This is a genomic window from Nocardioides sp. NPDC058538, from assembly GCF_042719275.1.
Lineage (GTDB): Bacteria > Actinomycetota > Actinomycetes > Propionibacteriales > Nocardioidaceae > Nocardioides.
In genome coordinates, this window is record NZ_JBHXNY010000035.1 from 1 (window position 1) to 25,388 (window position 25,388).

The window sequence follows — 25,388 nt, forward strand, 5'->3', positions numbered from 1 at the left end:
GTCGAGTTGGCATCTGACTGCCAACTCGACCGACCTACGTGACGTCTCGGCCTGCGTAGGTGACGTCTCGGCGGGGGTCAGTCCTCGGGGTCGTCGAGACGGGCCAGCCAGGTGGCGAGGCGCTCGATGGGGGTCTCGTGCTCGGGGTGTACGTCGACGAAGGCCTGGAGCTGCTCGGCCAGCCAGGCGAGGGTGACCTCCTCGTCGCCCCGACGGGTGACGAGCTCCTCGATGCCGCGGTCGGTGAAGTACATGGGCTCAGTCTTTCATTCTGCGTTCAGTGGTGCGTCGGAGGCCGGACCTCCGGAGAGGCCGCGTACGACCATGCCGAGGGTGACGTTGATGAGGCGATCACGCTCGGAGTCTGGGCAGGTGCGGTAGGGCCCGTCGATGAGCAGGACCGCGAGGCCGTGGACGGCGGACCAGGCTGCCGTCTCGGCCTCGGGGCGTAGCTCCGGGGCCAGCCAGCCGGCCGCGACAAGGTCGTCGAGAGCCGTGGTGAGGAAGGCGTAGGGCGGGGCTTCGGCGAGGATCGCGGACATCTCCCCGGGCGGGTGTGGGTCTCCGTCGTGGGGACGGAGGAAGGCGGTCCGGAACAGGCCGGGCTGGGCGAGCGCGAAGCGGATGTAGCCGCGCCCGGCCGCGGCGAGGCGCTGCACCGCGGCCTCGGCCGGATGCGGTGCAGTCTTCTCGGCAGCCAGGAGGTCGAGGATCGTCGCGGCCAGCCGGTCCATGGCCTCGTGCTTGGCGGCGACGAGCAGGTCTGCCTGGTTGGCGAAGTGGCGGTAGGTCGCGGTCGGGGTCACGCCGACCGCGCGGGCTGCGGCTCGGATGGTCACCGCGTCCGGGCCGCCTTCCTCGGCAAGCGTCGCGGCCGCATCGACCAGCGCGTTCCGGAGGTCGCCGTGGTGGTAGGGCCGGGCGCCCTCGTCCGAGCTCTCTGAGGGTTTCACGGAATTCATGTTGACACCTGCCCACATCAAAGGGAAAGTTAACACCTGCAAAGTTTACGCCTGCACACATTCATTCTGGAGGAATCGTGTTCCACCGACTCGGCACCCTCGTGGTGCGAAATCCGCGCCGGGTCATGGTGATCGGCCTGGTCGCCCTGCTCGGCGCGATCTATCTGGCCACCTCGGCCTTCGGCAAGCTCGACGACGCCGGCTTCGACGACCCCGCCTCGGAGAGCAGCCGCGCGGCCACCGCGCTGGAGGAGGGCTTCGGCAACGGGGCCGGCTTCCTCCTGACCGTCAGCGCCGCCGATGGCGCGGTGACCGAGGGCGCCGCCGCGAAGGACGCTCAGGCGCTCGTCGACCGCCTCCGAGCCGACGACGACCTGACCGACGTCGTCTCCTACCTCGACGCCCCTGGTCCCGGCATGATCTCGGACGACGGCTCCCACGGCCTGATCTCGGTCGGCGCGAAGGACCCGGACACGGTCGACGCCGCCGCGGTGATCGACCGCTACACCGACGAGACCGCAACCGGAGATGCCACGACGGTCCACGTCGGCGGCCAGCTCGCGACCTTCGAGGAGGTCGGCAGCCAGATCGGCGCAGACCTCGCCCTTGCCGAGGCGATCGCGATCCCGCTGATGATCGCGCTGCTGGTCCTCGCCTTCGGCAACGTCGTCGCCGCCCTCGTCACCATCGGAGTCGGCGGGTTCGCCATCGCCGGCACCTTCGCCGAGCTCTCGGTGCTCGGCAACTTCACCGACGTGTCCATCTACGCCCTCAACCTGACGACCGGCCTCGGGCTCGGCCTCGCCGTGGACTACGGCCTTCTGATGGTGGCGAGGGTCCGCGAGGAACGAGCCGCTGGAGTAGAGCACGCCGATGCCGTCGTGCGCGCCGTGGAGACCGCCGGCCGGACGATCGTCTTCAGCGCCACCACCGTCGCGGTCTCACTGGCCTCGCTGCTCGTCTTCCCGCTCTACTTCCTGCGCTCCTCGGCGTACGCCGGCATCGGGGTCATGGTGATCACCGCCGTCGTCGCGGTGGTGCTGCTCCCCGCCACGATCGCCCTGTTGGGCGACCGGATCGACGCCCTCCGTGTCCCGGGCGTCCGCGGTCTCCGCGGTGGCGCCGCCCCGTTCTGGACCCGACTGGCAGGCTTCGTCACCAGGCGGCCGTGGGTTGCGCTCCCGGTCGTCGCCGTCCTGCTCGCGATGGCCGCGCCGCTGGTAGCCATCGAGTTCGGTACCCCCGACGACCGGGTCCTCCCGGCATCGGCGGGGAGCCGTCAGGCCGGCGACCTGCTGCGCGAGGAGTTCGACGGCGACGGCACCAGCCCCATCCGCGTCGTGACCACCTCGACCGTCGATGACGAGAGCCTGGCGATGTACGCCGCCGACCTCTCGCGGGTCGACGACGTCGATCGTGTCGACACCCGCGTCGGGACGTACGTCGACGGCACCCTCGCCTCGAAGACACCGGCCCTCCCGCCCGGCGACGGCGCGGACGAGCTCGCCGTCGTCAACCAGCTCGACCGCCAGTCCGAGGAGGCGCGTGACCTGGTCCGCGACGTACGCGCCGTCCCGTCACCAGCCGGGACAGACGCGCTCGTAGGTGGCGGCGCCGCGGAGCTGCTGGACTCCCTCGACGCGATCGGCGCCAAGCTTCCGTACGCCGTCGGCGGACTCGCGATCGCGATGGTCGTGATCCTGTTCCTGTTCACCGGCAGCCTGGTGCAGCCGCTGCGGGCGCTGGTGCTCAACGTCATCGGTCTCGGCGCGACGGTCGGGACGACCGTGTTGATCTTCCAGGAGGGATTCGGCGCCGATCTGCTCGGCTTCACCGCGATGCCGCTGAACGTCTCGATGGTCGTCCTGCTGCTGGTGATCGCGTTCGGGCTGTCGATGGACTACGAGGTCTTCGTGCTCGGCCGGATCACCGAGATGCGCCGGCGCGGCCTCGGCAACGTCGACGCGGTCGTACAGGGGCTGGCTCACACCGGCCGGATCGTCACCACGGCCGCCGCCCTGATCGCGACCAGTTTCTTCGCGTTCATGGTCAGCGACATCAGCTTCATGAAGTTCTTCGGCCTCGGGGTCGGGCTGGCGATCCTCATCGACGCCGTCCTGATCCGCGGCATCCTCCTCCCGGCAGCCATGCGGGTGCTCGGGGAGGCGGCCTGGTGGGCGCCGCGGCCGCTGCGGCGCCTGCACCGCAAGGTCGGCCTGAGTGAGGAGCCGGTCCCGGTCCCCGCCTGAGCCAGGACGTACGAAGCCCCCTCGGCCTTGTGGCCAAGGGGGCTTCGCGTGTGCTGATGTGTGGGTTTCGACTCGCGGTCACGGCCTCGCAAGCTCGGCCGTGCGCTCGCTCAACCCGCCAGGCCTACGCGGAGCGCTCCTGCGTCGCGCTCCGCTGGCCAGGCGATCAGGAGAAGGCGCGGTCGATGAGCTCCTTCTGCTCGACCGTGTGCCGCTTGATGGTGCCGACGGCGGTGGTGGAGGAGGCGGTGCGGGTGATCGGCTCGACCTCGCGGCCCAGCTCGGGGACCACGTTGAGGTAGTAGCTCGGCCACGGGCCCTGGTTGAAGGGCTCGTCCTGGACCCACTTGACCTTCGCGTTGGGGTACTTCGCGAGCTCGGTGGCCAGTGGGTCGGTCGGCCACGGGTAGAGCTGCTCGACGCGGACGATCGCGACGTCGTCGCGGTCCCGCTTCTTACGCTCGACCGTGAGGTCCCAGGTCAGGCGGCCGGAGACCAGCAGGACGGTGCTGACCTTCGCGGCGTCCGCCTCGGTGTCGGGGATGACCGGCTGGAACGAACCCGAGGTGAAGTCGGCCGGCTGGGAGGCGGCCTCCTTGCGGCGCAGCATCGACTTCGGGGTGAAGACGATCAGCGGCCGGTGCTCGGCACCGAGGGTGTGCGTACGAAGCAGGTGGAAGTAGGAGGCCGGCGAGGACGGCTGCGCCACGACCATGGCCTCGTCGGCGCACAGCGTGAGGAACCGCTCGATGCGCGCCGAGGAGTGGTCGGCACCCTGGCCCTCGTAGCCGTGCGGCAGCAGCAGCACGACACCGGAGTCCTGGCCCCACTTGGTCTTGCCCGCGGAGATGTACTCGTCGATCACCGACTGGGCGCCGTTGACGAAGTCACCGAACTGCGCCTCCCACAGGACCAGCGAGTCCGGCCGTGCGACCGAGTAGCCGTACTCGAAGCCGAGCGCGGCGTACTCCGAGAGCAGCGAGTCGTAGACGTAGAACTTCGCCTGATCCTCGGTGAGGTTGTTGAGCGGCGTCCACTCGTCGGCGTTCTTGCGGTCGATCATGGTGGCGAAGCGCTGCACGAAGGTGCCGCGACGCGAGTCCTGACCGGCCAGACGCACCGGGCGACCGTCCATCAGGAGCGACCCGAACGCCAGCGTCTCGCCCGTGCCCCAGTCGATGCCGCCGTCGATGATCTGGGTCGCGCGACGCTGCAGCTGCGGCATCACCTTCGGGTGGACCGTGAAGCCCTCCGGCGGGGTGACGTACGCATCCGCGATCCGCTTCAGCACATCGTTGGTGATCGCGGTGACGGTCTCGCCGGCAGGCTTCTCGGGGTAGTCCGGGACGGTCTCCCAGGCCTGCGGCATCTTGTCGGCCTCGCGCACCTCGGTGAAGACCTGCTCCAGGCGAGCCTGGTAGGCGGCCAGCACCTGCTCCGCCTCCTCGATCGTGATGTCACCACGACCGATCAGCGACTCGGTGTAGAGCTTGCGGACCGAGCGCTTCTGCTCGATCAGGTCGTACATCATCGGCTGGGTGAACGACGGGTCGTCGCCCTCGTTGTGACCGCGGCGGCGGTAGCAGATGAGGTCGATGACGACGTCCTTGTTGAACGCCTGGCGGTACTCGAAGGCGAGCCGCGCGACGCGCACGCAGGCCTCCGGGTCGTCGCCGTTCACGTGGAAGATCGGCGCCTGCACCATCCGCGCGACGTCGGTGGCGTAGAGCGAGGAGCGCGACGAGCCCGGCGAGGTGGTGAACCCGACCTGGTTGTTGATGACCAGGTGGACGGTGCCACCGGTGCGGTAGCCACGCAGCTGGGACAGGTTGAGCGTCTCCGCGACCACACCCTGGCCGGCGAACGCGGCGTCACCGTGGACCAGCAGCGGCAGGACCGGGAAGACCGCGCCCTGGTCGAGCACGTCCTGCTTGGCGCGGGCGATGCCCTCCAGGACCGGGTCGACGGTCTCGAGGTGGGACGGGTTGGCGGCGACGGAGACCTTGATCGTGTCGCCCAGGTCGGAGAGGAACTCGCCCTCGGCGCCGAGGTGGTACTTCACGTCACCGGAGCCCTGGACCGTGCGCGGGTCGATGTTGCCCTCGAACTCGCGGAAGATCTGGTTGTAGGACTTGCCGACGATGTTGGCGAGCACGTTGAGACGGCCGCGGTGGGCCATCCCCATCGTGACCTCGTCCAGACCGGCCTCGGCGGCGGCCTCGCAGACCTCGTCGATGACCGGGATCGCGGTCTCGCCGCCCTCGAGGGAGAACCGCTTCTGGCCGACGAACTTCGTCTGCAGGAAGGTCTCGAAGGCCTCGGCCTCGTTGAGCTTCGACAGGATCCGGAGCTGCTCCTGGCGCGGGGTCTTGTCGTAGGGCCGCTCGACGCGGTCCTGGATCCACCGGCGCTGCTCGGGGTCCTGGATGTGCATGTACTCGATGCCGGTGGTGCGGACGTAGGAGTCACGCAGGACACCGAGGATCTCGCGCAGCTTCATGAACGGCTTGCGGCCGCCGGCGAAGGAGCCGACCGGGAACTCGCGGTCGAGGTCCCACAGGGTCAGCCCGTGCGACTCGATCTGCAGGTCGGGGTGCGAACGCTGCTTGTACTCCAGCGGGTCGGTGTCGGCCATCATGTGACCGCGCACGCGGTGGGCGTGGATGATCTCGCCGACCTTGACCTGCTTGGAGATCTGGTCGTCGTGGGTGGTGTCGATGTCCTGGTTCCAGCGGATCGGCTCGTAGGGGATCCGCAGCGACGCGAAGATCTCGTCGTAGAAGTCGTTCTCACCGAGCAGGAGCCGGTGGACGGTGGCCAGGAACTCGCCGGACTGGGCGCCCTGGATGACCCGGTGGTCGTACGTCGAGGTCATCGTCATGATCCGCGAGACGGCGTTCTGGGCGAGCTTCGAGGGGGAGGCGCCCTGGAACTCGGGCGGGTAGTCCATCGAGCCGACGCCGATGATCGCGGCCTGGCCCTGCATCAGCCGCGGCACCGAGTTGTTGGTGCCGATGCCGCCGACGTTGGTCAGGCTGACCGTGGTGCCGGAGTAGTCGGCCATGGACAGCTTGTTGTCCTTGGCCTTGCGGACGATGTCCTCGTACGCGGTCCAGAAGCCGGCGAAGTCCATCAGCTCGCAGCCCTTGATGGAGGGTGCGACCAGCTGGCGGGTGCCGTCCTTCTTCTGCTGGTCGATGGCCAGGCCGAGGTTGATGTGCGGCGGGGTCACCTGGGTCGGCTTGCCGTCGACCTCGGCGTAGGTGTTGTTCATCGCCGGCATCGCCTTGATCGCCTTGATGATGGCGTAGCCGATGAGGTGGGTGAAGGAGACCTTGCCGCCGCGAGCGCGCTTGAGGTGGTTGTTGATGACCGTGCGGTTGTCCCACAGCAGCTTGACCGGCATGTTGCGCACGGAGGTCGCGGTCGGCACCGCGAGCGACACGTCCATGTTCTTGGCCGTGGCGGCGGGGATGCCGCGAAGGGTGGTGTAGGTCGGCTCGTCGGTGACGGCGACGGCGGTCGGCTTCGGGGCGTCCTTGGGGGTGGGCGTCGCGGTGCCCTTGGCCGGCTCGGCGGCCTGCGCGGCAGGGCGCGGCTTCGCCTTGGGGGCCGGAGCCGCCTTGGAGGCCGGCGCCTCTGCGGAGGCGGGGGTGGTCGGCGCGGGCGCGGTGGCCGGCGCGGGGGAGACCGGAGCCTTGGCGGGCGCGGCGGCGGGCGTCGCCGGGGCGGCGGCGCCGTTCGGCGACGCGCCAGGCTGTCCGTTGGTCTCGAAGAACTTCACCCACACGGGGTCAACACTGCTGGGATCCTTCGTGTACTGGTCGTACATCTCCTCGACCAGCCACTCGTTGGCGCCGAATTCCGCTGGGATGTCGGCAGTGTTGGGGGACGGGGTGCCTGAGGACACGGCTTGATTCGCCTCTTCCGAATTTTCGCACTGTAAGAAATGGGTTGCCCACGGGCAAGGCTATCCCCCCGAACACGCAAATGCCCGATGCAGGTTCTCCCTGTGGACAGGATGTAATCCGTCCCACATCTTGCGTTACCGACCGGGTGTACGCGCAACCCGGGTCGGTGTGCGTACAGTGGCCCGGTCCCGGAGCAGGTCTATGAGGCGGAATCCCCACATGACGAGCAGCAGTACGAGGCGCCTTTCGCGCGTCGCAACGGCACTCACGGCGGCGGCCCTGAGCAGCACCTTGGCACTCACCGGGTGCGGTCGCGAGTCCGACGAGCCGGCCGCCTCGCCGTCCCCGTCGCCGACCCCGGCGGCCACGGTGAAGTCGGCCGCGAAGCTCGTCCACGTGCAGGGCAAGTTCCCCAAGAGCCGGCGCCAGGCGGTCTCGGCCAACGTGGCCAAGGTCGTCGACCGGTGGCTGCAGGCGGCGTACGTCGGGGGTGACTACCCGCGCGCGACCTCGACCTTCACCGCGAAGTCCTTTCCGGGCTTCTCCAAGGTCACGATCGCTCAGGCGGGCAAGCAGATGACCCAGATGAGCAACGCCACGATCGCTCCTCAGATCGACGGGGTCGAGGTCGTCGCCAGCGACGTCCACGTCGATCTGCTGGCCAACAACAACTACCCGGTCGGCGCGGTCGCCCGGGTGCGGCTGGTCTACGACACCACGGGGGACCGGGAGTCACGCCAGACCGTCCGCGGCACCCTGGACATGGTGCCGACCAAGACCTCCTGGGCCGTCTTCGGCTTCAACATCACTCGCGAGGAGAAGCTGGCGCCGGACCCGTCCTCGGCGCCGTCCGCCTCGCCGAGCCCCTCGGGAGACAAGTCATGAGCCGCCTGACGACGCCCGTTCGCCGCCGCCTCCTGACCACGCTCGCGCTGGGCGTGGTGCTCGCGCTGACCGCGGTCCTGGTGCCTGACGCCGAGGTCGCCGAGCCACGCGCGGAGCTGATCGCGACCAAGTGGGCCAAGGGTCTCGACGTCGCCAAGTTCACCCGTAAGGGCGGCACGATCTGGGTCCTCGCGGTCGGTTCGGACGCCCGCCCCGGCCAGAAGGTCACCCGCAGCCGCGGCGACGCGCTGCACCTGATCGGCTTCAACCCGTCGTCGGGCTATGCCACCGACATCAGCATCCCGCGCGACTCCTACGTCAACATCCCCGGCCACGGGCGCGACAAGATCAACTCGGCGCTGCTCTACGGCGGCCCGAAGCTGATGGGCCGCGCCGTCGGCAGCCTGGTCGGCGTACAGCCGCAGTACGTCTTCGTCACCTCCTTCTCGGGCATGAGCGACATGGTGATCGGGGTCGGCGGCGTCGACGTCGACAACCCGCGTGCCTTCAGCGATCCGTACGTCGCGCGCTACGGCTTCAAGAAGGGCCGGATCCACATCAGCGGCCCGCACTCGGTCGACTTCGCGCGGGCCCGCAAGACGCTGCCCGGCGGTGACTTCGACCGCTCGGCCAACCAGTCCCGCGTCATCCGCGGCATCCACCGCAAGATCGTCGCCCGGCAGTACGACATCGGCTTCAAGGCCAAGGGCGTCTCGCTGGTGATGAAGAAGATGCACACCACCGGCCTCTCCGGCCGCGACCTCTACCAGCTCGCCAACGCCGTCGCCGCGATCAACCCGGGCAAGGTCCGCACCTGCGTCGTTCCCGGTGGGATCGGCAACGCCGGCGCCGCCAGCGTCGTCTTCCCCAACGTCGGGGCGGCCCGGGCGATGGGCAACGACGCGCGCAACGACGGCCGACTCAACCGCGGCTGCCGCGGCTGAGTCACTCGTGCGCGACGACGAAGTCGCGCACCAGCGGGGCGATCCGCTCGGGATGATCGGCGACCACCCAGTGTGAGCCGGCGACCTCGCGGATCGTCAGGTCCGCGACGTACGGCTGCGGGGCCTCGGTCGCCAGCGCCCGGCTGACGTAGACGTCACCGGTCGGGGCGATGACCTGGACCGGGACGGTGACCGGTCGCGGCTGAGGATGCCCCATCCGGGCGATCGCGTTGGCGCGGTAGAGCTCGAGGCCGTTGATCCGATCGGCCTGGGTGCGGTCGACGGCCGAGCCGCCGACGATCCGGTCGAGGAACCCGGAGCGCCATGCGAGCTCGGGGAGCAGCGGCGCCTGGAAGAAGCCGATGTAGGTCGACTCGGCACCCTGCTTGAGACGCTCGAGGACGCCGCGGGCGGTCCGTGCCGGCGTACGCAGCCAGGTCCCGGTCTGGTCGAGGCTCGGCCCCGAGATCGAGGTGAACGACGCGATCCGCTCGGACGGCACGTTGCCGGCGACGGCCTCCCACGTCTGGGTCGAGCCCCAGTCGTGGGCGAGCAGGTGCACCGACGCCGACGGGCTGACCGCGTCGATGACGGACTGCAGATCCGCGTTGAGCTGCTCGATCAGATAGCCCTCGCGCGTGGCCGGAGCCTGCGAGCTGCCATGGCCGCGTACGTCGTAGGTCACGATCCGCAGCTCGCTGCCGAGGATCCTCACCAGCGGGAGCCAGACGCTGGCGTTGTCGGGGTAGCCGTGAACGCAGACCAGCGTGGGGCGGGTGTCGCCGGGAGACCCGAAGTCGGTGACGGCCAGCCTGAGCCTGTCGGTCGTCGCCACGTCGAGGGTGCTCACCCGCCCGAGGGTAGTCCGGCGCCGTTCACGCCGACGTGACACGATTCGCCCATGGACATCAGCTATCCGGTCACGATCGCCGCGGCTCGCACCTGGTTCAAGCTCGGCGACATCAAGATCAACATGACCGGTGCGGAGCACATCCCCGAGTCGGGTGGTGCCCTGCTGGCGGTCAACCACCTCTCCTTCGTCGACTACGTCATGGCCGGGTTCCCCGGGGCCGAGCGCGGCCGGCTGACCCGGTTCATCGCCAAGAAGGAGGTCTTCGACCACCCCGTCGGCGGCCCCGTGATGCGCTCGTTCCACCACATCCCGATCGACCGCAGCTACGGCGCGGCCGGGATGAAGAAGGCCGTCGACTACCTCCAGGACGGTGAGGTCGTCGGGATCTTCCCCGAGGCCACGATCTCGCGCTCGTTCCTGATCAAGGACCTCAAGACCGGCACCGTACGCATCGCCGCCGACGCCGGCGTCCCGCTGATCCCCGTCGTGCTGTGGGGCACCCAGCGGATCATGACGAAGGGTCAGAAGGTCGACCTGTCGCGCCACAAGACGATCGGGATCGAGATCGGCCCGCCGCTGCCGGTGACCGGGGAGGACCCGGCCGCCGAGACCGCTGCGCTCAAGGCGCAGATGGAGGCGATGCTCGACCGGCTGATCAAGGCGCACCCCGCCGAGGAGCAGCCCCCGGGCTCGTGGTGGCTGCCGGGGGCGTACGGCGGCTCGGCCCCCACGCTCGAGGAGGCCGAGGCGATGTACGCCGAGGAGCGCAGGCTTCGCGCCCAGCGGAAGGCCGCGAAGCGGCTGGCCAAAAAGGGCAGGGCCTGAGGACTCTCCTGAGCTTGTCGAAGGGCGCGACCTAGGTCGGAGCGCCGGCGCGCTCGGCGCCGGCCATGTGCTCGACCGCGGTCATCGCAACATCGAGGAGCCCATCGACGACGTCGTCGTAGCTGTGGGTGTTGCCCACGAATGGATTCAGTCGGGGATCCTGGCCGGTGGCTCCGATGATTGCGGCGATGGCTTCGCCTGCCTCTTCGGTCACCTTCGCGACTCTCCCCCAGAGAACGGCTTCGGCGTCGCGATCGCCCTGGGACTCATCGAGCCACCGGGACAGATACGCGAGCAGAGCCGGCGTAGCGTCGGTCATGCGGTCGGAGTCTAGGGCGCTCCCGGTAATTCGGTCGAGCCTTAGGTTTAAGGGCTACTCAGCAGGCTGATAGACCCCGAGCCGATTTCCGGACGGGTCGGTGAAGATGAACCGACGCCCACCGGGGTAGTCGTAGGGCGCTTCGGTGATCGTGCCGCCGGCCTTCTCGACGGCCGTCACCGCGGCCTCCAGGTCGGTCGTGCGGATCAACGGAAGCGGGGCGACGGGGGCCTCGGAGGCGTACATCCCGCCGTTCTCGTCCTTGCCGTCGGGCCCGACGATCCCGGCGTACATCCCGCCGTAGTCGTTGAAGGACCAGCCGAAGGCGGACTCGTAGAACGTGCGGGAGCTCGGGAGGTCGGTGACCGCGAGCTCGAGGTAGTCGATGTGGAGTGCATTCATGCCCATCGACGCTACCCGCGACCGCCGACACTCTCGCTCGGTCGAAGGCTCAGCCGAAGGCGATCTCGAAGCCCTTGCCGCGGAAGGAGCCGAGCTTGGTGGCGTCGCGGAGGTAGGCGAGCGGGCCGTCGGGGTCGAAGACCCAGGTGCCGTGCGCGGGCAGGAGCTTGGCGCGGCCCTTCATGGTGAGCCAGGCGGTGTCGGGGTGCTCCTCGATGCCGGGCTGCTCGACGTTGCCCCGCATCGGCACGCGCGGGGCGAGCTGGGTGACGTCGTTGAACTTCGCCGTCGCGATCGGGCCGTCGTCGTGGCTCGCCTCCCAGGTGTGGGTCGACAGCGGCCCCTTGGTGGACGACCCTCCGCTGAACTTGGCCAGTCCCTTCGGGATCGCCCACAACGTACGCCCGCCGGCAACGGAGTCGGGGGAGTCCACCCAGATGTCGACGACGCTCACCGCCTTCTTCCCGTTGGACGCGGTGATCACCCGGGCGGAGAGGAGCTCGTGGTAGGTCAGCGGGCTCGGCTCGGTGTAGTCGACCAGGGCGACCGCGTAGATACCCTTCGGGCGCAGCTCGTCGACGTCGTGGGCGAGCCGGTAGACCGAGAGCCACATCGATCCGTGCATGTGCCAAGGGGCTGGGGGATAGCTGGTCACGTGGGTCTCCCGAATTTCTGTTGTGGTCCGTGTCGAAGCGGTCATGCTCGGTTCGACGCGTAGGCGTGTGGCGATCGTCGCCACGCTTTACCCAAGGAGACCAGAGATGACCGACCAGGTGAAGGGCCCCGCCGCCTACTTCCCGTCCATCGAGAAGAAGTACGGCCGCCCGATCGCGGAGTGGCAGCAGATCATCCGCGACAGCGGGATCACCAAGCACATGGAGCTCGTGACGCATCTGAAGACCGAGTACGCCCTCGGGCACGGTCACGCCAACGCCCTCGTCGCCCACACCCTCGCCGAGGGTCTCTGACCCGATGGTGAGAGCGGGCTGACGGGCTACGAGCCCGCAGGACGTAGCGCCAGTTCGACCAATACTCGGTAGTCGCCTCCGTCTGCCGTGTGCAGCGCGTCGAGATACGCCCTGCGGGACGACTCGCGCTTGGCGGGCGTGGCATCGAATCCCCACTCGTAGCGGTATCGCCCAGGGGTAGAGAGCCCGAGCGACTCGGCCAGTTTGTTCGCGGTGACGCGCGCATGGCGACCGTTACCGTTGGTGAACGGGTGGATTGACGCGAGCCGATGGTGAAGTCGTACGCAGATCTCATCGGGCGAGTAGGCCTCGTACTCGATCCAGCCTCGTGCCTGATCGAGAAGTTGGGCCCAGCGTTCGGTGATGACGCCGGGGTCGACTCCGATATTGGTCTGCCTGGTGCGATTCCTGCCTGCCCAGGTCCACACCCGGCCGAACATGTTGCGATGCAGATCGCGAAGGAACCACTGGTCGAGGACCTCCTCCGCCTGAAGGTGGCCAGCCCGGTTCAACCACCTGATACCGAACACGATGTTGGTCGCCTCGGCGAGGTTCAACTCGTCACGAGTGGTGATGTGTGCGTAGGCGGGCATAAGAAACTCCCGATCGTCCTCATCGATCGGGGTCTCGCCGTCTTGGGTCTCGTGTATCTGGGTGTTCACGCTGCTGAGTGGGCTTGGCCATCAGCGGTGAGCCGCTCGCGCACGATGCCTGTCAGAAGGCGGTCCTTGGCGTTCTCGGTGAGGTGTTGACCTTCAAGGCCCATGTTGATCACGACGGTACGCAGCAGGGCATGGTCCTCGGCTGTGGCGAGGTCGTTCCAGGTCGGTGTCTGTCGAGTGGTGAACGAGATCCCCACGGCGTTGGCGGCGCGAAGTGCCTTGTCGAGCTCGACCCTGGGCGCGCCGGCCTCAAGGCGACCGATCCACTCGCGTGTCGTGCCGATCTGGGCGGCGAGCTCTGCCTGCGAAAGGCCGCGCCGGACCCGCTCGTCGCGGATTGCGGCGCCGAGGTCAGCAGTAGCGGTGTGGGTGGTCATGACACAAGGCTACCACTCGCATGCGACAGAACTGTCGCATCCAACTGTCTTGAAACTGATGCTGCAGCCGTCGGTGCAGCCGTGCGCGAAAGGGTCAGGGGCGTACGCCGTGTGCTGCCAGCTGTTCGCAGAGCGCGGCATGACTGATGTGGTCGGCTGGTGCATCGGTGCCCGCCGCGGAGGCCTCTGGGTGGGAATCGAACGTCCAGTGGACAGTGGCCATGCCGATAGATCGGGCTGAGGCGACGTTGCTCGCCTTATCATCGACGAAGACGATCTCGTGCGGGTCGGCGCCGATCCGCGCGGCGGCGCGGTGGAAGAACTCAGGCTCGGGCTTGGCCACGCCGAGGTCGAAGGAGTAGCAGCTCACGTCGAAGAGGTCGTCGTGCCCGAGCGCGGTGCGCATGAAGGTGCCGCGGTGCGCGGCCTGGTTGGTACCGAGGTGCACGCCGTAGCCAGCTGCTCGCAGCCGACGTACGACATCGGCCGACTCCGGGTGGACCTCCACCCGGTTCCACACCGCGGCATACACCTCCTCGGCAGACGCGGTCGCGCCGAACTCGTCCAGCAGGTCGGCGAGGATGGCGAGAAAGTCGCCGTCCGCGCCGGCTTGCAGCGGAGCCTCCTTCGCCCACGCGGCAAGGAAGAACTCTTCTGCGCGGTCCCCGAGGAATGGCTCGGCCGCTGCGTACCAACCTCCGGGGAGATGTTGGAGGACACCGTCGGCGTCGAATAGAACGTGGCGTATTACTACTGTTTCCATGCTGCAGGCAGCGTGACATACCCGCCCGAATGCGCACCGCAGGTTCCGGTGGAAATAAAAGAAACCGCTGGTCACCCAGCGGTTTCTTCTGTGCCCCCGGCAGGAATCGAACCTGCGGCCTACGGTACCGGAAACCGGCGCTCTATCCCCTGAGCTACGGAGGCAGTGCACCGCCTGAGCAGTGCAGATGGAACCCTACAGGCTGGGACGGATAACGGTGAAACCGACTGGCGCTTATACGCTGGACCTCGTGACTCCTGAGCAGCTTTCCACCGCGGTCGTCGATGTCCTCACCGCGCTCGTCGATGAGGGTGCGATCACCCTTCCCGACGGCGTTCCGAGCACTGTCACGGTGGAGCGACCCCGGCAGAAGGGGCACGGCGACTACGCCACCAACGTGGCGCTGCAGCTGGCCAAGAAGGCGGGGATGAACCCGCGTGCGCTGGGCGAGCAGGTCGCCGAGAAGCTGAAGGCGACCGACGGGATCGCGGACGTCGAGATCGCCGGTCCGGGCTTCCTGAACATCTCCGTCGAGGCTGGTGCCCAGGGCAAGCTGGCGGGCGAGATCGTCGCCGCGGGGGCTGCGTACGGCAACAACAGCTCCTTCAACGGCCACAACATCAACCTGGAGTTCGTCTCCGCCAACCCGACCGGCCCGCTGCACCTCGGCGGTGTCCGCTGGGCCGCGGTCGGGGACGCGCTCGGTCGTGTCCTGGAGGCGTCCGGCGCCGAGGTCACCCGGGAGTACTACTTCAACGACCACGGCGGCCAGATCGACCGCTTCGCGCGCTCGCTCCTGGCGTGGGCCCAGGGCCAGCCGGTCCCGGAGGACGGCTACGGCGGCGCGTACATCGAGGAGATCGCCAAGCAGGTCCTCGCCAAGGAGCCCAACGCGCTCGAGAGCGACGACCCGCAGGAGGTCTTCCGCTCGATCGGCGTGGAGCTGATGTTCGCCGAGATCAAGCAGAGCCTGCACGACTTCAACGTCGACTTCGACGTCTACTTCCACGAGGACAACCTCCACAAGTCCGGAGCCGTGGAGCGCGCCATCGAGAAGCTCCGCGAGCTCGGCAACGTCTATGAGAAGGACGGCGCGATCTGGCTGGCGACCGAGAAGTTCGGTGACGACAAGGACCGCGTCGTCATCAAGGCCGACGGTCAGGGTGCCTACTTCTCCGGCGACCTCGCCTACTACCTCGACAAGCGCGAGCGCGGCTTCGACCGCTGCTTCATCATGCTGGGCGCCGACCACCACGGCTACGTCGGCCGGATGATGGCGATGTGCGCCGCCTTCGGCGACACGCCCCACGAGAACCTCGAGATCCTGATCGGCCAGATGGTCAACCTCCTCAGGGACGGCCAGCCGATGCGGATGTCGAAGCGTGCCGGCACCGTGGTCACCATCGACGACATCGTCGAGGCGATCGGGGTGGACGCGGCCCGCTACGCGCTGGCGCGCTACTCCAGCGACTCCAACATCGACATCGACCTCGACCTGTGGGCCAAGGCCGACAGCGCCAACCCGGTCTACTACGTGCAGTACGTCCACGCGCGCACCTGCCGGATGATGGCCAACGCGGCCGACCTGGGCATGCAGATCGACCTCGACACCTTCGAGCCGGAGCTGCTCACCCACGAGCGCGAGGGCGAGCTGCTGCGGGCGCTGGCCGAGCTGCCGCGCGTGGTCGCGACCGCCGCCGAGCTGCGCGAGCCGCACCGCGTCGCCCGCTACCTCGAGGACACCGCCGGGATCTTCCACCGCTGGTACGACGATGACGACTGCCGCATGCTGCCCAAGGGCGACGAGCCGGTGGCGCCCATCAACCTGGCCCGGCTGGCACTCGTCTCCGCCGCCCGCACCGTCTTCGCCAACGGCCTCGGGCTGCTCGGCGTCTCGGCCCCGGAGCGCATGTGATGACGTCCCACGCATCGCCGGGCTCGTTCACCGGCACCTCCCCGGTATGGCTGAAGACCCCCGACGACGTCAACGCCCTCGTACCGGCGCTGTGGTCGGCGACGGCCGAGAAGACCGACGGTGTCCTCACCGTCGGGGGTGTCGCGGTGCCCGACCTGGTCGCGAACATCAACACCCCTGCGTACGTCCTGGACGAGGCCGACTTCCGCGAGCGCGCCCGCGCGTTCCGTGACGCCTTCACGGGCTATGACGTCTATTACGCCGGCAAGGCGTTCCTGTGCACCGAGGTGGCGCGCTGGGTGGCGCAGGAGGGGCTCTGCCTCGACGTCTGCTCCAACGGTGAGCTCTCGGTCGCGCTGCGCGCCGAGGTGGACCCGGCCAAGATCGGCTACCACGGCAACAACAAGACCCCGATGGAGCTGCGCCGGGCGATCGTCGCGGGCGTCGGGCGGATCATCGTCGACTCCTTCGACGAGGTCGAGCGGGTCGCCGCGATCGCCGCCGAGACGGGTATCACCGCCCGGGTGATGGTGCGGGTGACCGCCGGCGTCGAGGCCCACACCCACGAATACATCGCCACCGCCCACGAGGACCAGAAGTTCGGCTTCTCGATCTCGTCGGGCGACGCCTTCGAGGCCGTACGCCGGCTGCTGGAGGCCCCGAACGTCGAGATGCGCGGGCTCCACTCCCACATCGGCTCCCAGATCTTCGACTCCTCCGGCTTCGAGGTCGCCACCCGGCGGGTGCTCGCGCTGCAGGCGCGGATCCGGGACGAGCTCGGCACCGAGCTTCCCGAGATGGACCTCGGTGGTGGCTTCGGCATCGCCTACACCACCCAGGACGACCCCTCGACTCCCAAGGCGCTGGCCGAGGAGCTCACCGCGATCGTCGAGCACGAGTGCCGTGGCTTCGGTCTCGCGGTGCCGCATCTCTCGATCGAGCCGGGTCGCGCCATCGTCGGCCCCTCGATGTGCACCGTCTACACGGTCGGCACGGTCAAGGAGGTCGCCCTCGACGGCGGCGTCACCCGCACGTATGTGAGCGTCGACGGCGGGATGAGCGACAACATCCGCACGGCTCTCTACGACGCCGACTACTCCGCCACCCTCGCCGGCCGGTCCTCGTCCGCCGGTCCCGTGCTCGGCCGCGTCGTCGGCAAGCACTGCGAGGCCGGCGACATCGTGGTCAAGCACGAGTTCCTGCCTGGTGACATCGCTCCCGGTGACCTGATCGCGGTCCCGGGCACCGGCGCCTACGGCCGCTCGATGGCCTCCAACTACAACCACGCCCTGCGGCCCCCGGTCGTCGCCGTACGCGACGGTGAGTCCCGGGTGATCGTCCGGCGGGAGACCGAGGACGACCTCTTCGCGACCGACCTCGGCTGATCGGGCGCGAAGGGACAGCTCAAGCCCGCAACGCCCGCAGCACCGCCCGCCCGCGCGGTGAGAGGCGGTAGCCGACCGGGAGGGACTCGGTGAGCCCCAGCTCCTTGAGCCGGCGGATGTCGGCCTTGAACGGCTTCTTCTCCCGCCCGATCGAGGCCGCGATGGTCTCGGCCAGCTCACCGGGCCGAGCCTCGATGAGCTCCAGGTGCTCCCGAGTCCACGGTCCCCGGCGGCTGCGCTGGTCCATGTCGGCCAGCTTCGCGACCAGCGCGGCGGTCGCGGTCTTTCCCGGGCGCTTGGTGCGCAGCGCGACCCGCTCGTCCTCCCCGGCGTAGCGCATCTCGATCCGGTAGACCTCGCCGTCCTTGCGGGACAGGAAGGCGAGCAGGTCGTCCAGGGTGGTGCCGGCCCGGCGGGCGTCCTCGTCGGTCAGCGTGTCGCAGGACACGGGTGAGACGGAGACGAACTCGACCACACCCATCCGGGTGCGCTGGCGGCCGCCGGCGACATGCATCGGACGTTTCCAGCGGCGGAAGGCGAGGTCGACCTCGCCGGTGCGGATGCGCTCGAGGTCGGCGTTGGGGAACAGCACGCACCCATCAAACCGCGTGGCGTACGAAATTCGGTTTCGCCTTCCCGAAATCCCTGGGTCCGTGAGCCTACGATGGGGCGCATGCCGAGGGGGGTCTACTCAGAGAGACCGCTCGCGACGCCGTCCCAGGTGCCGCGAGCGTCTGTCGCCCGGCTGACGAAGGAGCGGCGGGACAGCGTGTCCCGAGCGGCGCACACGTTCGGCTGGCAGGTGGTCACCGGCAAGGCCGCCGCGCAGCGGCCGGTGCGGTGGGAGGTGCTGGGGCCGGACGTACGCGCCGAGCGCTGCGACCTCGTCGTCGACGGCACCTGCGACGGGATCCTGGTCGAGTACTGGCACGGCAAGGCGTCCCCCGGGAAGGGGCCCTGGCGTCCGGCGCGCTGGGTGGTGGTGCGGGTCCCCGCCCACCTGCCGAAGACGGCCGCGATGATCGGGCTCTCGCCGGGTTCGGGCAACACCGGCACCGGCCGGGTGCCCACGCCGATCTTCTTCCCGCCGGAGTTCCGCGCCAAGACCAACGTGACCACCCCCGACGGTGCCGTCATCGCCGCCGACGAGGAGCATGCGCGCTCGCTGTCCCGGTTCGCCAGCCATGTCGTCGACGAGCGGCTGTGGGTGGTGGCCCGCGACGATGCCATCACGGTCACCACCGACGTGGAGCCGGACGCGGAGGAGCTGCTCCGTCGCGTACGTCTGGCGCGTGATGTCGCCGCGGTGCTGCGGCCGATCCCGGAGCTCGCCTGACGGCTGAGCTGATCCAAGGCTTGGGGAAAGCCCTTGACCTCAAGTGAGCTTGAGCATGTTGACTCGAGTCATGCGAGCGATCAGACAGCACGAGTTCGGCGGCCCGGAGGTCCTGCGACTCGGGGAGGTGCCCGACCCGACACCAGGTCCGGGCCAGGTACGCATCAGGGTGGAGGCCGCAGGGATCCACCGTCTCGACACCTCGATCCGAGCGGGCGACCTGCCGGCGACGATGCCGCGACCGGAGCTCCCGATGACTCCCGGCCGCGAGGTCGCCGGCGTGGTCGACGAACTCGGTGAGGGCGTCGACGAGACCTGGCGGGGCGCGAGGGTCGTCGCGCATCTCGGTCCGGGAAGCAGCGGCGGCTACGCCGAGCTCGCGGTTGCCGACGCGACCCGGCTCTACCGACGTCCCGACGGGCTGGAGTCGGCCGAGGCCGTGGCTGCGATCGGCACCGGTCGCACCTCGGCCGCGGTGCTCGAGGCCGCCCAGATCGGTTCCGACGACGTCGTCGTGGTCACCTCGGCCGCCGGTGGCATGGGCGCGATCCTGCTCCAGGGCATCCGAAACGCGGGCGCCCGCGCGGTCGGGCTCGCGGGCTCTGACGCCAAGCTCGAGATCGCCCGCGGCTTCGGCGCGCAGACGGCGATCGACTACCGCACGGACGGCTGGCTGGAGCGGCTTCGCGCGGAGGAGCCCCGGATCACGGTCCTTCTCGACGGGCTCGGCGGTGACGTACCCAGGCGGGTCCACGCCCACCTCGAGCCGGAGGGACGGATGGTCCGGTTCTCCGGCGACCAGGACGGCTACGAGGGTGCCGCGAAGATCATCGACATCCTCGGACCTTGGGTCCAGGGCCGGATCAAGGAGTTCGAGCAGGCCTCGCTCGAGGCTGCCGCGGACGGCGCCCGCAGGCCGTACGTCGGCACCGTGTTCCCGCTGGCCGAGGCGGCGGCCGCCCATCGTGCGCTCGAGGCCCGGGAGACCACCGGCAAGGTCGTGCTGCTGACCTGAGCCGAAACCCGGCGGAGGTGTCCGCGCCTAGAGCGGAAGTCGGACCCCGGAGCCTGTCCCGGATACCCTTGGCGCGTGAGCAGCAACAAGACGACCGCGCACGCCGTCGATCCCTTGGGCGTCGCCGTCCTCGGCTGCGGTGTGGTGGGGTCCCAGGTGGTCCGGCTCCTGCTCGAGGGCGATGCGGATCTCGCCGCCAGAGTGGGTGCGCCGCTGGAGATCAGGGGCGTGGCCGTACGCCGCCTCGACGCCCCTCGCGACGTCGAGGTGCCTGCGGAGCTGCTCACCACGGACGCCCAGGGCCTGGTCGCCCGCGATGACATCGACCTCGTGGTCGAGGTGATCGGCGGCATCGAGCCGGCCCGCGGCCTCATCCTCACCGCGCTGGAGAACGGCGCCAGCGTCGTCACCGCCAACAAGGCGCTGCTCGCCGAGGACGGCCCGACGCTCTACGAGGCCGCCGAGAAGGCCGGCACCGACCTCTACTACGAGGCCGCGGTCGCCGGCGCGATCCCGATCCTGCGCCCCCTGCGCGACTCGCTCGTCGGCGACCACGTCACCAAGGTGATGGGCATCGTCAACGGCACCACCAACTACATCCTCGACAAGATGGACACCTACGGTGCCGGCTTCGAGGAGGCCCTCGCCGAGGCCCAGGAGCTGGGCTACGCCGAGGCCGACCCGACCGCCGACGTCGAGGGCTTCGACGCCGCCGCCAAGGCCGCCATCCTGGCGAGCCTCGCCTTCCACACCCGGGTGACCGCCAGCGACGTCTACCGCGAGGGCATCACCGAGGTGACCGCCGGCGACGTCGCCTCGGCTAAGGCCATGGGCAGCGTCGTCAAGCTGCTCGCGATCGCCGAGCTCGAGGACGACGACGTCTCGGTGCGCGTCCACCCGGTGATGATCCCGCGCACCCACGCGCTGGCGACCGTACGCGGCGCCTACAACGCCGTCTTCGTCGAGTCCGCCTCGGCCGGCGACCTGATGTTCTACGGCCAGGGCGCGGGCGGAGATCCCACCGCGAGCGCCGTCCTGGGCGACCTGGTCACGATCGCCCGCAACAAGGTCCTCGGCACCCGCGGCTTCGGCGAGTCCGCGTACGCCGACCGCGCGGTGCGCCCGATGGGCGAGACCGTCACCCGCTACCACGTCAGCCTGGACGTGGCCGACAAGGCCGGTGTGCTCGCCGCCGTCGCGACCGCCTTCTCCGAGCACGGCGTCTCGATCAAGGCCGTACGCCAAGAAGGCAGGGGAGAGGACGCCCAGCTCGTCGTCGTCTCCCACGAGGCCCCCGATGCCGCGCTCGCGGCGACCGTGCAGCACCTGCGCGAGATGGAGTACGTCCGCGACGTCGCCTCGGTGATGCGCGTAGAAGGAGCAGTCTGATGGCCGAAGCGAAGCCCGAGGCAATGAACAGAGTCGGCCCGACAAAGCAGTGGCGAGGCGTGATCGAGGAGTACCGAACCCTCCTCGACATCCCCCAGGACACCCCCGCGGTCACGCTCGGCGAGGGCGGCACCCCGCTGGTCCACTCCGAGTGGCTCTCCGGCGCCACCAAGGGTGAGGTGTGGCTGAAGGTCGAGGGCCAGAACCCGACCGGCTCGTTCAAGGACCGCGGCATGACCGCGGCCATCTCCGTTGCCGTCCACGAGGGCGCCAAGGCCGTGGTCTGCGCCTCGACCGGAAACACGTCGGCCTCGATGGCCGCGTACGCCGCCAAGGCCGGGATCACCCCGGTCGTGCTCGTCCCCAACGGCAAGATCAGCGCCGCCAAGATGGCCCAGGCGCTGGTCCACGGCGCCGAGGTGGTCAAGGTACGCGGCAACTTCGACGACTGCCTCAAGCTGTCTCGCGCCCTCGCCGACAGCTACCCGGTCGCGCTGGTCAACTCCGTCAACCCGGTCCGTCTCGAGGGCCAGAAGACGGCGTCTTTCGAGGTCGTCGACCGCCTGGGCGACGCCCCTGACTACCACCTCATGCCCATCGGCAACGCCGGCAACCTCTCCGCCTACTGGCTCGGCTACGAGCAGTACGCAGCGGCCGGCCACGCCACCAAGACCCCGGTCATGCGGGCCTTCCAAGCCGAGGGCGCCGCGCCGCTCGTGCTCGGCCACCCCGTCGAGCACCCCGAGACCAAGGCGACCGCGATCCGCATCGGCAACCCGGCCTCGTGGCAGCTCGCCGAGGCCGCGGCCGCCAAGTCCGGTGGCCGCTTCCGCGCGCTCTCCGACGAGCAGATCCTCTCCGCCCAGTCGCTGCTGGCCCGCAACGACGGCGTCTTCGTCGAGCCCGCCTCGGCGGCCGGTGTCGCCGGGCTCCTCGCCGACCTCGAGGCGGGGGAGACCTACGCCGGAGCCACCACGGTCATCACCGTCACCGGCCACGGTCTCAAGGACACCGCCACCGCGCTGGAGTTCTTCGGTGAGCTGCCCGAGACCATCATCGACGCCGACCTCGAGGCCGCGGCGGCCGCAGCCGGGCTCGTGTAGCACCGATGACGTTCGTAGAAGGCCCGGTGACCGTCACCGTCCCGGCCACCTCCGCCAACCTCGGCCCCGGCTACGACTCGCTGGGGCTGGCGCTCGACCTGCGTGACGAGCTCACCGGCGAGGTGATCTCGACAAGCTCGATCCACCGCGTGCCGGGCGGGACGTTGGAGGTCACCGTCGAGGGTGCGGGCGAGGGTACGGTCCCGCTCGACGAGTCCCACCTCGTCGTGCGCTCCATGCGGGCCGCCTTCGAGATCATCGGCAAGCAGCCGGCCGGTCTGCGGCTGCACTGTCGCAACCGGATCCCGCACGCGCGCGGCCTGGGCTCGTCCTCGGCCGCGATCATCGGCGGCCTCGTGCTCGCTCGCGCCCTGGTCGCCGGGGGAGAGCTGATCCTCGACGACGACACCCTGTTCCAGAAGGCGGCCGAGATCGAGGGCCACCCCGACAACGTGGCGCCCGCATTCCACGGCGGCTTCACGATCGCGGGTGACGACGACGTCTCGCCGACAGGCCCTTCGACAAGCTCAGGAGGGTCCGCAGGACAGCACTGTTTTGCTGTCCGCACCGCCGTCGACCCGAGGGTCAGCGTCGTGGTCTTCGTCCCCCCGACCGGCGTCGAGACCAAGGCCGCCCGCGGGCTGCTGCCCGACACCGTCCCGCACTCCGACGCGGCGGCCGACGCGGGACGTACGGCTCTGCTGGTCGCGGCTTTGAGCGATGCACCCGAACACCTGCACCGCGCAACCCGCGACTTCCTGCACCAGGAGTACCGCCGACCCGCCATGCCGGAGTCGCTCGCCCTGGTCGACGAGCTGCGCGCCGACGGCGTCGCGGCGATCGTCTCGGGCGCGGGGCCCACGGTCCTGGCGTTCAGCAGCGGGGTCGAGTCCGCCGAGACCAGCAAGCTCGCCGCCCGCTGCCCCGAGGGCTGGGCCTGCCATGCGTTGAGCGTCGACATGGACGGCGTACGCATCCTCTGACCCGCGTTCCGGGCCCCTGCTGTGAGGGGTGCCATGCGTGTTAGCCTGGGGATACATCCGTTGGGCCGTTCAGGTCTGCGAATGTGCGATCCCCCTTTCGTGCCGTGCCACTTCGTTTGGCGCGCATCGGCGCGTCAGGGGTTCTGACAAACGAGCCGTCGGCGTCGTACGCCGATCGGCGATACGTGGGAAAGGACTCACGTGACTGAAACCATGGAATCCACTGCGCCGGAGCCGAACGGAGCCCCGAAGAAGCGCGGTGGCCTTGGCGGAATGCTCCTCGCCGACCTCAAGGCGATGGCGAACGGTATGGGTATCACCGGGGCGAACTCGATGAAGAAGGCCCAGCTGATCGACGCGATCAAGGCTGCACAGAGCAGCCGGGCGCAGTCGGCGCCGGCGGAGCGGGCCGAGAAGCCTGTCGCCGCCGAGAAGCCTGCCGCTGAGAAGCCTGCCGCTGAGAAGCCTGCGGAGAAGACCGCAGAGAAGCCGGCCGAGAAGCCGGCCGAGAAGGCCGAGAAGCCCGCGGAGAAGTCCGCCGAGGCTGCTGACGCCGGTAACGAGGGCACCCAGCGCCCGCGTCGCCAGCGCAACCAGAACAAGACCGGCGGCCAAGGCCAGGGCGGTCAGTCGGGTCAGTCCGGCCAGTCGGGTCAGTCGGGTCAGTCCGGTCAGTCCGCCGGTGGTGGCCAGAACAAGGGTCCGGCCAAGGCCGGCCAGCCTGCCGCCGAGAAGAAGAACGAGGACGCCCAGAAGGAGCGGCCGGCCGACTCGGCCGACGACGCTGGCGATGACGACGGCGAGGGCGGCAGCCGCCGAAACCGGCGCCGTCGTGGCCGCGACCGCGACCGCAGCCGCCCGGGTCGCGGCGAGCCGGACACGACCGTCCTCGAGGACGACGTGCTCGTGCCCGCGGCGGGCATCCTGGACGTACTCGACAACTACGCCTTCGTCCGCACCTCCGGCTACCTGCCCGGACCCGACGACGTCTACCTCTCCCTGTCGCTCGTCAAGCGCCTCGGCCTGCGCCGTGGTGACGCGATCGTCGGTCAGGTGCGCCAGCCCCGCGAGGGCGAGCGCAAGGAGAAGTACAACCCGATGGTGCGCATCGACTCGGTCAACGGTGCCGACCCCGAGGTCGCCAGGCACCGCGTCGAGTTCGACAAGCTCGCCCCGGTTCACCCCGACCAGCGGCTCCGCCTCGAGGGTGGCTCCGACCCGGTCACCGGCCGGGTCATCGACCTGGTCGCGCCGATCGGCAAGGGCCAGCGTGGCCTGATCGCCTCGCCGTCGAAGGCCGGCAAGACGACCGTCCTGCAGGCGATCGCCGGAGCGATCACCGCCAACAACCCCGAGTGCCACCTGATGGTGGTGCTCGTCGACGAGCGCCCGGAGGAGGTCACCGACTTCGAGCGCAGCGTCAAGGGCGAGGTCATCGCCTCCACCTTCGACCGGCAGCCCGCCGACCACACCGTGGTCGCCGAGCTGGCCATCGAGCGGGCCAAGCGCCTGGTCGAGCTCGGCCACGACGTGGTCGTCCTGCTCGACGGACTCACCCGCCTGGGCAAGGCGTACAACCTCTCGGTCCCGGCGTCGGGCCGGATCCTCGGTGGCGGCGTCGACTCCGCGGCGCTCTACCCGACCAAGCGGTTCTTCGGTGCGGCTCGCAACGTCGAGGACGGCGGTTCGCTGACCATCCTGGCCACAGCCGCGGTCGAGACCGGTTCCAAGACCGACGAGATCATCTTCGAGGCCTTCAAGGACACCGCCAACTCCGAGCTGCGCCTGAGCGAGGAGTACGCGGAGGCCGGAATCTTCCCCGCCGTCGACGTCAACGCCTCCGGCACCCGCCGCGACGACCTGCTCTTCACCGGTGGCGAGGGTGACGCGGTGCGCAAGCTGCGCGCCTCGCTGGCCACCCTCGAGGGCGCCAAGGCCGCCTCGGTGCTGGTCGAGAAGGTCGCCGGTTCGGCCACCAACATGGTGCTGCTCAACGAGGTCATCTCGACGAGCTCGACACAACGCGCCAAGAGCTGATTGCGATGTGCGTCGGGGCCGCCGGGAATTATTGGCGGCCCCAGGCGTTCACATACACTGAATCCTCGGTGCCGGTTCACGTCTCGCAACCTGCGGTGGCGACCC

At 69.4% G+C, this 25,388-nt stretch carries 24 protein-coding genes and 1 tRNA gene; 13 read left to right on the forward strand and 12 right to left on the reverse strand.

Annotated elements, in window-relative coordinates; all coding sequences use genetic code 11:
• Positions 1-77 precede the first annotated feature (77 nt).
• Together ACFWQC_RS23290 and ACFWQC_RS23295 are read right to left on the reverse strand one after the other, a co-directional pair.
• Positions 78-254, reverse strand: a complete 177-nt coding sequence (locus ACFWQC_RS23290; protein ID WP_183543693.1) for a DUF6104 family protein — start codon at positions 252-254, stop codon at positions 78-80.
• A 12-nt stretch (positions 255-266) separates the two neighbouring features.
• Positions 267-953 (reverse strand): TetR/AcrR family transcriptional regulator, encoded by a 687-nt coding sequence (locus ACFWQC_RS23295; protein WP_378683557.1) that lies wholly within the window; start codon positions 951-953, stop codon positions 267-269.
• An 86-nt stretch (positions 954-1,039) separates the two neighbouring features.
• Here ACFWQC_RS23295 and ACFWQC_RS23300 point away from each other — a divergent pair, with 86 nt between their 5' ends.
• Positions 1,040-3,211: an MMPL family transporter gene (locus ACFWQC_RS23300; protein WP_378683560.1), complete on the forward strand. Its 2,172-nt coding sequence runs from the start codon at positions 1,040-1,042 to the stop codon at positions 3,209-3,211.
• A 166-nt stretch (positions 3,212-3,377) separates the two neighbouring features.
• Here ACFWQC_RS23300 and ACFWQC_RS23305 read toward each other — a convergent pair whose 3' ends face one another.
• Positions 3,378-7,121, reverse strand: coding sequence for a multifunctional oxoglutarate decarboxylase/oxoglutarate dehydrogenase thiamine pyrophosphate-binding subunit/dihydrolipoyllysine-residue succinyltransferase subunit (locus ACFWQC_RS23305; protein ID WP_378683563.1), 3,744 nt, complete (start codon positions 7,119-7,121; stop codon positions 3,378-3,380).
• 292 nt (positions 7,122-7,413) lie between these two features.
• Between ACFWQC_RS23305 and ACFWQC_RS23310 the strand changes: the two genes are divergently transcribed.
• Both ACFWQC_RS23310 and ACFWQC_RS23315 read left to right on the forward strand, forming a co-directional pair.
• Complete coding sequence (locus ACFWQC_RS23310; RefSeq protein ID WP_378683566.1) at positions 7,414-8,007, forward strand: hypothetical protein; 594 nt, start codon at positions 7,414-7,416, stop codon at positions 8,005-8,007.
• Positions 8,004-8,951 carry an LCP family protein gene (locus ACFWQC_RS23315; protein WP_378683569.1) on the forward strand — a complete coding sequence of 316 codons (948 nt, stop codon included), beginning with the start codon at positions 8,004-8,006 and terminating at the stop codon, positions 8,949-8,951. Before ACFWQC_RS23310 ends, ACFWQC_RS23315 begins: the two co-directional genes overlap by 4 nt.
• A 1-nt stretch (position 8,952) precedes the next feature.
• Here ACFWQC_RS23315 and ACFWQC_RS23320 read toward each other — a convergent pair whose 3' ends face one another.
• Entirely contained in the window at positions 8,953-9,801 is an 849-nt protein-coding gene (locus ACFWQC_RS23320; protein WP_378683572.1) for an alpha/beta fold hydrolase, read from the reverse strand.
• A gap of 51 nt (positions 9,802-9,852) precedes the next feature.
• On the opposite strand from ACFWQC_RS23320, the gene ACFWQC_RS23325 reads away from it, so the two are divergent.
• Positions 9,853-10,629, forward strand: coding sequence for a lysophospholipid acyltransferase family protein (locus ACFWQC_RS23325; RefSeq protein WP_378683574.1), 777 nt, complete (start codon positions 9,853-9,855; stop codon positions 10,627-10,629).
• 31 nt (positions 10,630-10,660) lie between these two features.
• Here ACFWQC_RS23325 and ACFWQC_RS23330 read toward each other — a convergent pair whose 3' ends face one another.
• From ACFWQC_RS23330 to ACFWQC_RS23340, 3 genes are read right to left on the reverse strand one after another with little or no spacing between them, the layout of a single operon-like run.
• Complete coding sequence (locus tag ACFWQC_RS23330) at positions 10,661-10,948, reverse strand: MazG-like family protein (RefSeq protein ID WP_378683577.1); 288 nt, start codon at positions 10,946-10,948, stop codon at positions 10,661-10,663.
• 54 nt (positions 10,949-11,002) lie between these two features.
• Positions 11,003-11,350 carry a VOC family protein gene (locus ACFWQC_RS23335; protein ID WP_378683579.1) on the reverse strand — a complete coding sequence of 116 codons (348 nt, stop codon included), beginning with the start codon at positions 11,348-11,350 and terminating at the stop codon, positions 11,003-11,005.
• Positions 11,351-11,399: 49 nt separating this feature from the next.
• Complete coding sequence (locus ACFWQC_RS23340; RefSeq protein WP_378683581.1) at positions 11,400-12,005, reverse strand: acetoacetate decarboxylase family protein; 606 nt, start codon at positions 12,003-12,005, stop codon at positions 11,400-11,402.
• Positions 12,006-12,111: 106 nt separating this feature from the next.
• Between ACFWQC_RS23340 and ACFWQC_RS23345 the strand changes: the two genes are divergently transcribed.
• Positions 12,112-12,318 (forward strand): DUF4287 domain-containing protein, encoded by a 207-nt coding sequence (locus ACFWQC_RS23345; protein WP_355019021.1) that lies wholly within the window; start codon positions 12,112-12,114, stop codon positions 12,316-12,318.
• Between the two features lie 26 nt (positions 12,319-12,344).
• On the opposite strand, the gene ACFWQC_RS23350 is transcribed toward ACFWQC_RS23345, so the two are convergent.
• From ACFWQC_RS23350 to ACFWQC_RS23365, 4 genes are all read right to left on the reverse strand, one after another.
• Complete coding sequence (locus ACFWQC_RS23350) at positions 12,345-12,980, reverse strand: mobile mystery protein B (RefSeq protein WP_378683583.1); 636 nt, start codon at positions 12,978-12,980, stop codon at positions 12,345-12,347.
• On the reverse strand, positions 12,977-13,357 hold the full coding sequence (locus ACFWQC_RS23355; protein WP_378683586.1) for a helix-turn-helix transcriptional regulator: 381 nt from the start codon (positions 13,355-13,357) through the stop codon (positions 12,977-12,979). The genes ACFWQC_RS23350 and ACFWQC_RS23355 overlap by 4 nt, the downstream gene beginning before the upstream one ends.
• 94 nt (positions 13,358-13,451) lie before the next feature.
• Complete coding sequence (locus ACFWQC_RS23360; RefSeq protein ID WP_378683589.1) at positions 13,452-14,120, reverse strand: HAD family hydrolase; 669 nt, start codon at positions 14,118-14,120, stop codon at positions 13,452-13,454.
• A 91-nt stretch (positions 14,121-14,211) separates the two neighbouring features.
• Positions 14,212-14,284 (reverse strand) — tRNA-Arg (locus tag ACFWQC_RS23365).
• Positions 14,285-14,370: 86 nt separating this feature from the next.
• On the opposite strand from ACFWQC_RS23365, the gene argS reads away from it, so the two are divergent.
• A complete protein-coding gene (gene argS, locus ACFWQC_RS23370) occupies positions 14,371-16,035 on the forward strand; it encodes an arginine--tRNA ligase (RefSeq protein WP_378683591.1) in 1,665 nt (554 codons plus the stop codon).
• Positions 16,035-17,420: a diaminopimelate decarboxylase gene (gene lysA / locus ACFWQC_RS23375; RefSeq protein ID WP_378683594.1), complete on the forward strand. Its 1,386-nt coding sequence runs from the start codon at positions 16,035-16,037 to the stop codon at positions 17,418-17,420. Before argS ends, lysA begins: the two co-directional genes overlap by 1 nt.
• Before the next feature lie 19 nt (positions 17,421-17,439).
• Here the strand turns inward: lysA and ACFWQC_RS23380 are convergent, their stop codons facing one another.
• Positions 17,440-18,012 carry a hypothetical protein gene (locus tag ACFWQC_RS23380; RefSeq protein WP_378683597.1) on the reverse strand — a complete coding sequence of 191 codons (573 nt, stop codon included), beginning with the start codon at positions 18,010-18,012 and terminating at the stop codon, positions 17,440-17,442.
• Positions 18,013-18,189: 177 nt separating this feature from the next.
• Between ACFWQC_RS23380 and ACFWQC_RS23385 the strand changes: the two genes are divergently transcribed.
• From ACFWQC_RS23385 to rho, 6 genes are all read left to right on the forward strand, one after another.
• Positions 18,190-18,756, forward strand: coding sequence for a hypothetical protein (locus ACFWQC_RS23385; RefSeq protein WP_378683599.1), 567 nt, complete (start codon positions 18,190-18,192; stop codon positions 18,754-18,756).
• A gap of 70 nt (positions 18,757-18,826) precedes the next feature.
• Complete coding sequence (locus tag ACFWQC_RS23390; RefSeq protein ID WP_378683601.1) at positions 18,827-19,771, forward strand: alcohol dehydrogenase catalytic domain-containing protein; 945 nt, start codon at positions 18,827-18,829, stop codon at positions 19,769-19,771.
• Between the two features lie 75 nt (positions 19,772-19,846).
• Positions 19,847-21,160, forward strand: coding sequence for a homoserine dehydrogenase (locus ACFWQC_RS23395; RefSeq protein WP_378683604.1), 1,314 nt, complete (start codon positions 19,847-19,849; stop codon positions 21,158-21,160).
• On the forward strand, positions 21,160-22,263 hold the full coding sequence (gene thrC, locus ACFWQC_RS23400; RefSeq protein ID WP_378683607.1) for a threonine synthase: 1,104 nt from the start codon (positions 21,160-21,162) through the stop codon (positions 22,261-22,263). The genes ACFWQC_RS23395 and thrC overlap by 1 nt, the downstream gene beginning before the upstream one ends.
• A 5-nt stretch (positions 22,264-22,268) precedes the next feature.
• Positions 22,269-23,246, forward strand: coding sequence for a homoserine kinase (gene thrB, locus ACFWQC_RS23405; protein ID WP_378683609.1), 978 nt, complete (start codon positions 22,269-22,271; stop codon positions 23,244-23,246).
• A 213-nt stretch (positions 23,247-23,459) separates the two neighbouring features.
• The gene (rho, locus tag ACFWQC_RS23410; RefSeq protein WP_378683611.1) at positions 23,460-25,283 is read left to right on the forward strand and encodes a transcription termination factor Rho; all 1,824 of its coding nucleotides are present in this window, start codon (positions 23,460-23,462) and stop codon (positions 25,281-25,283) included.
• Positions 25,284-25,388: the final 105 nt, after the last annotated feature.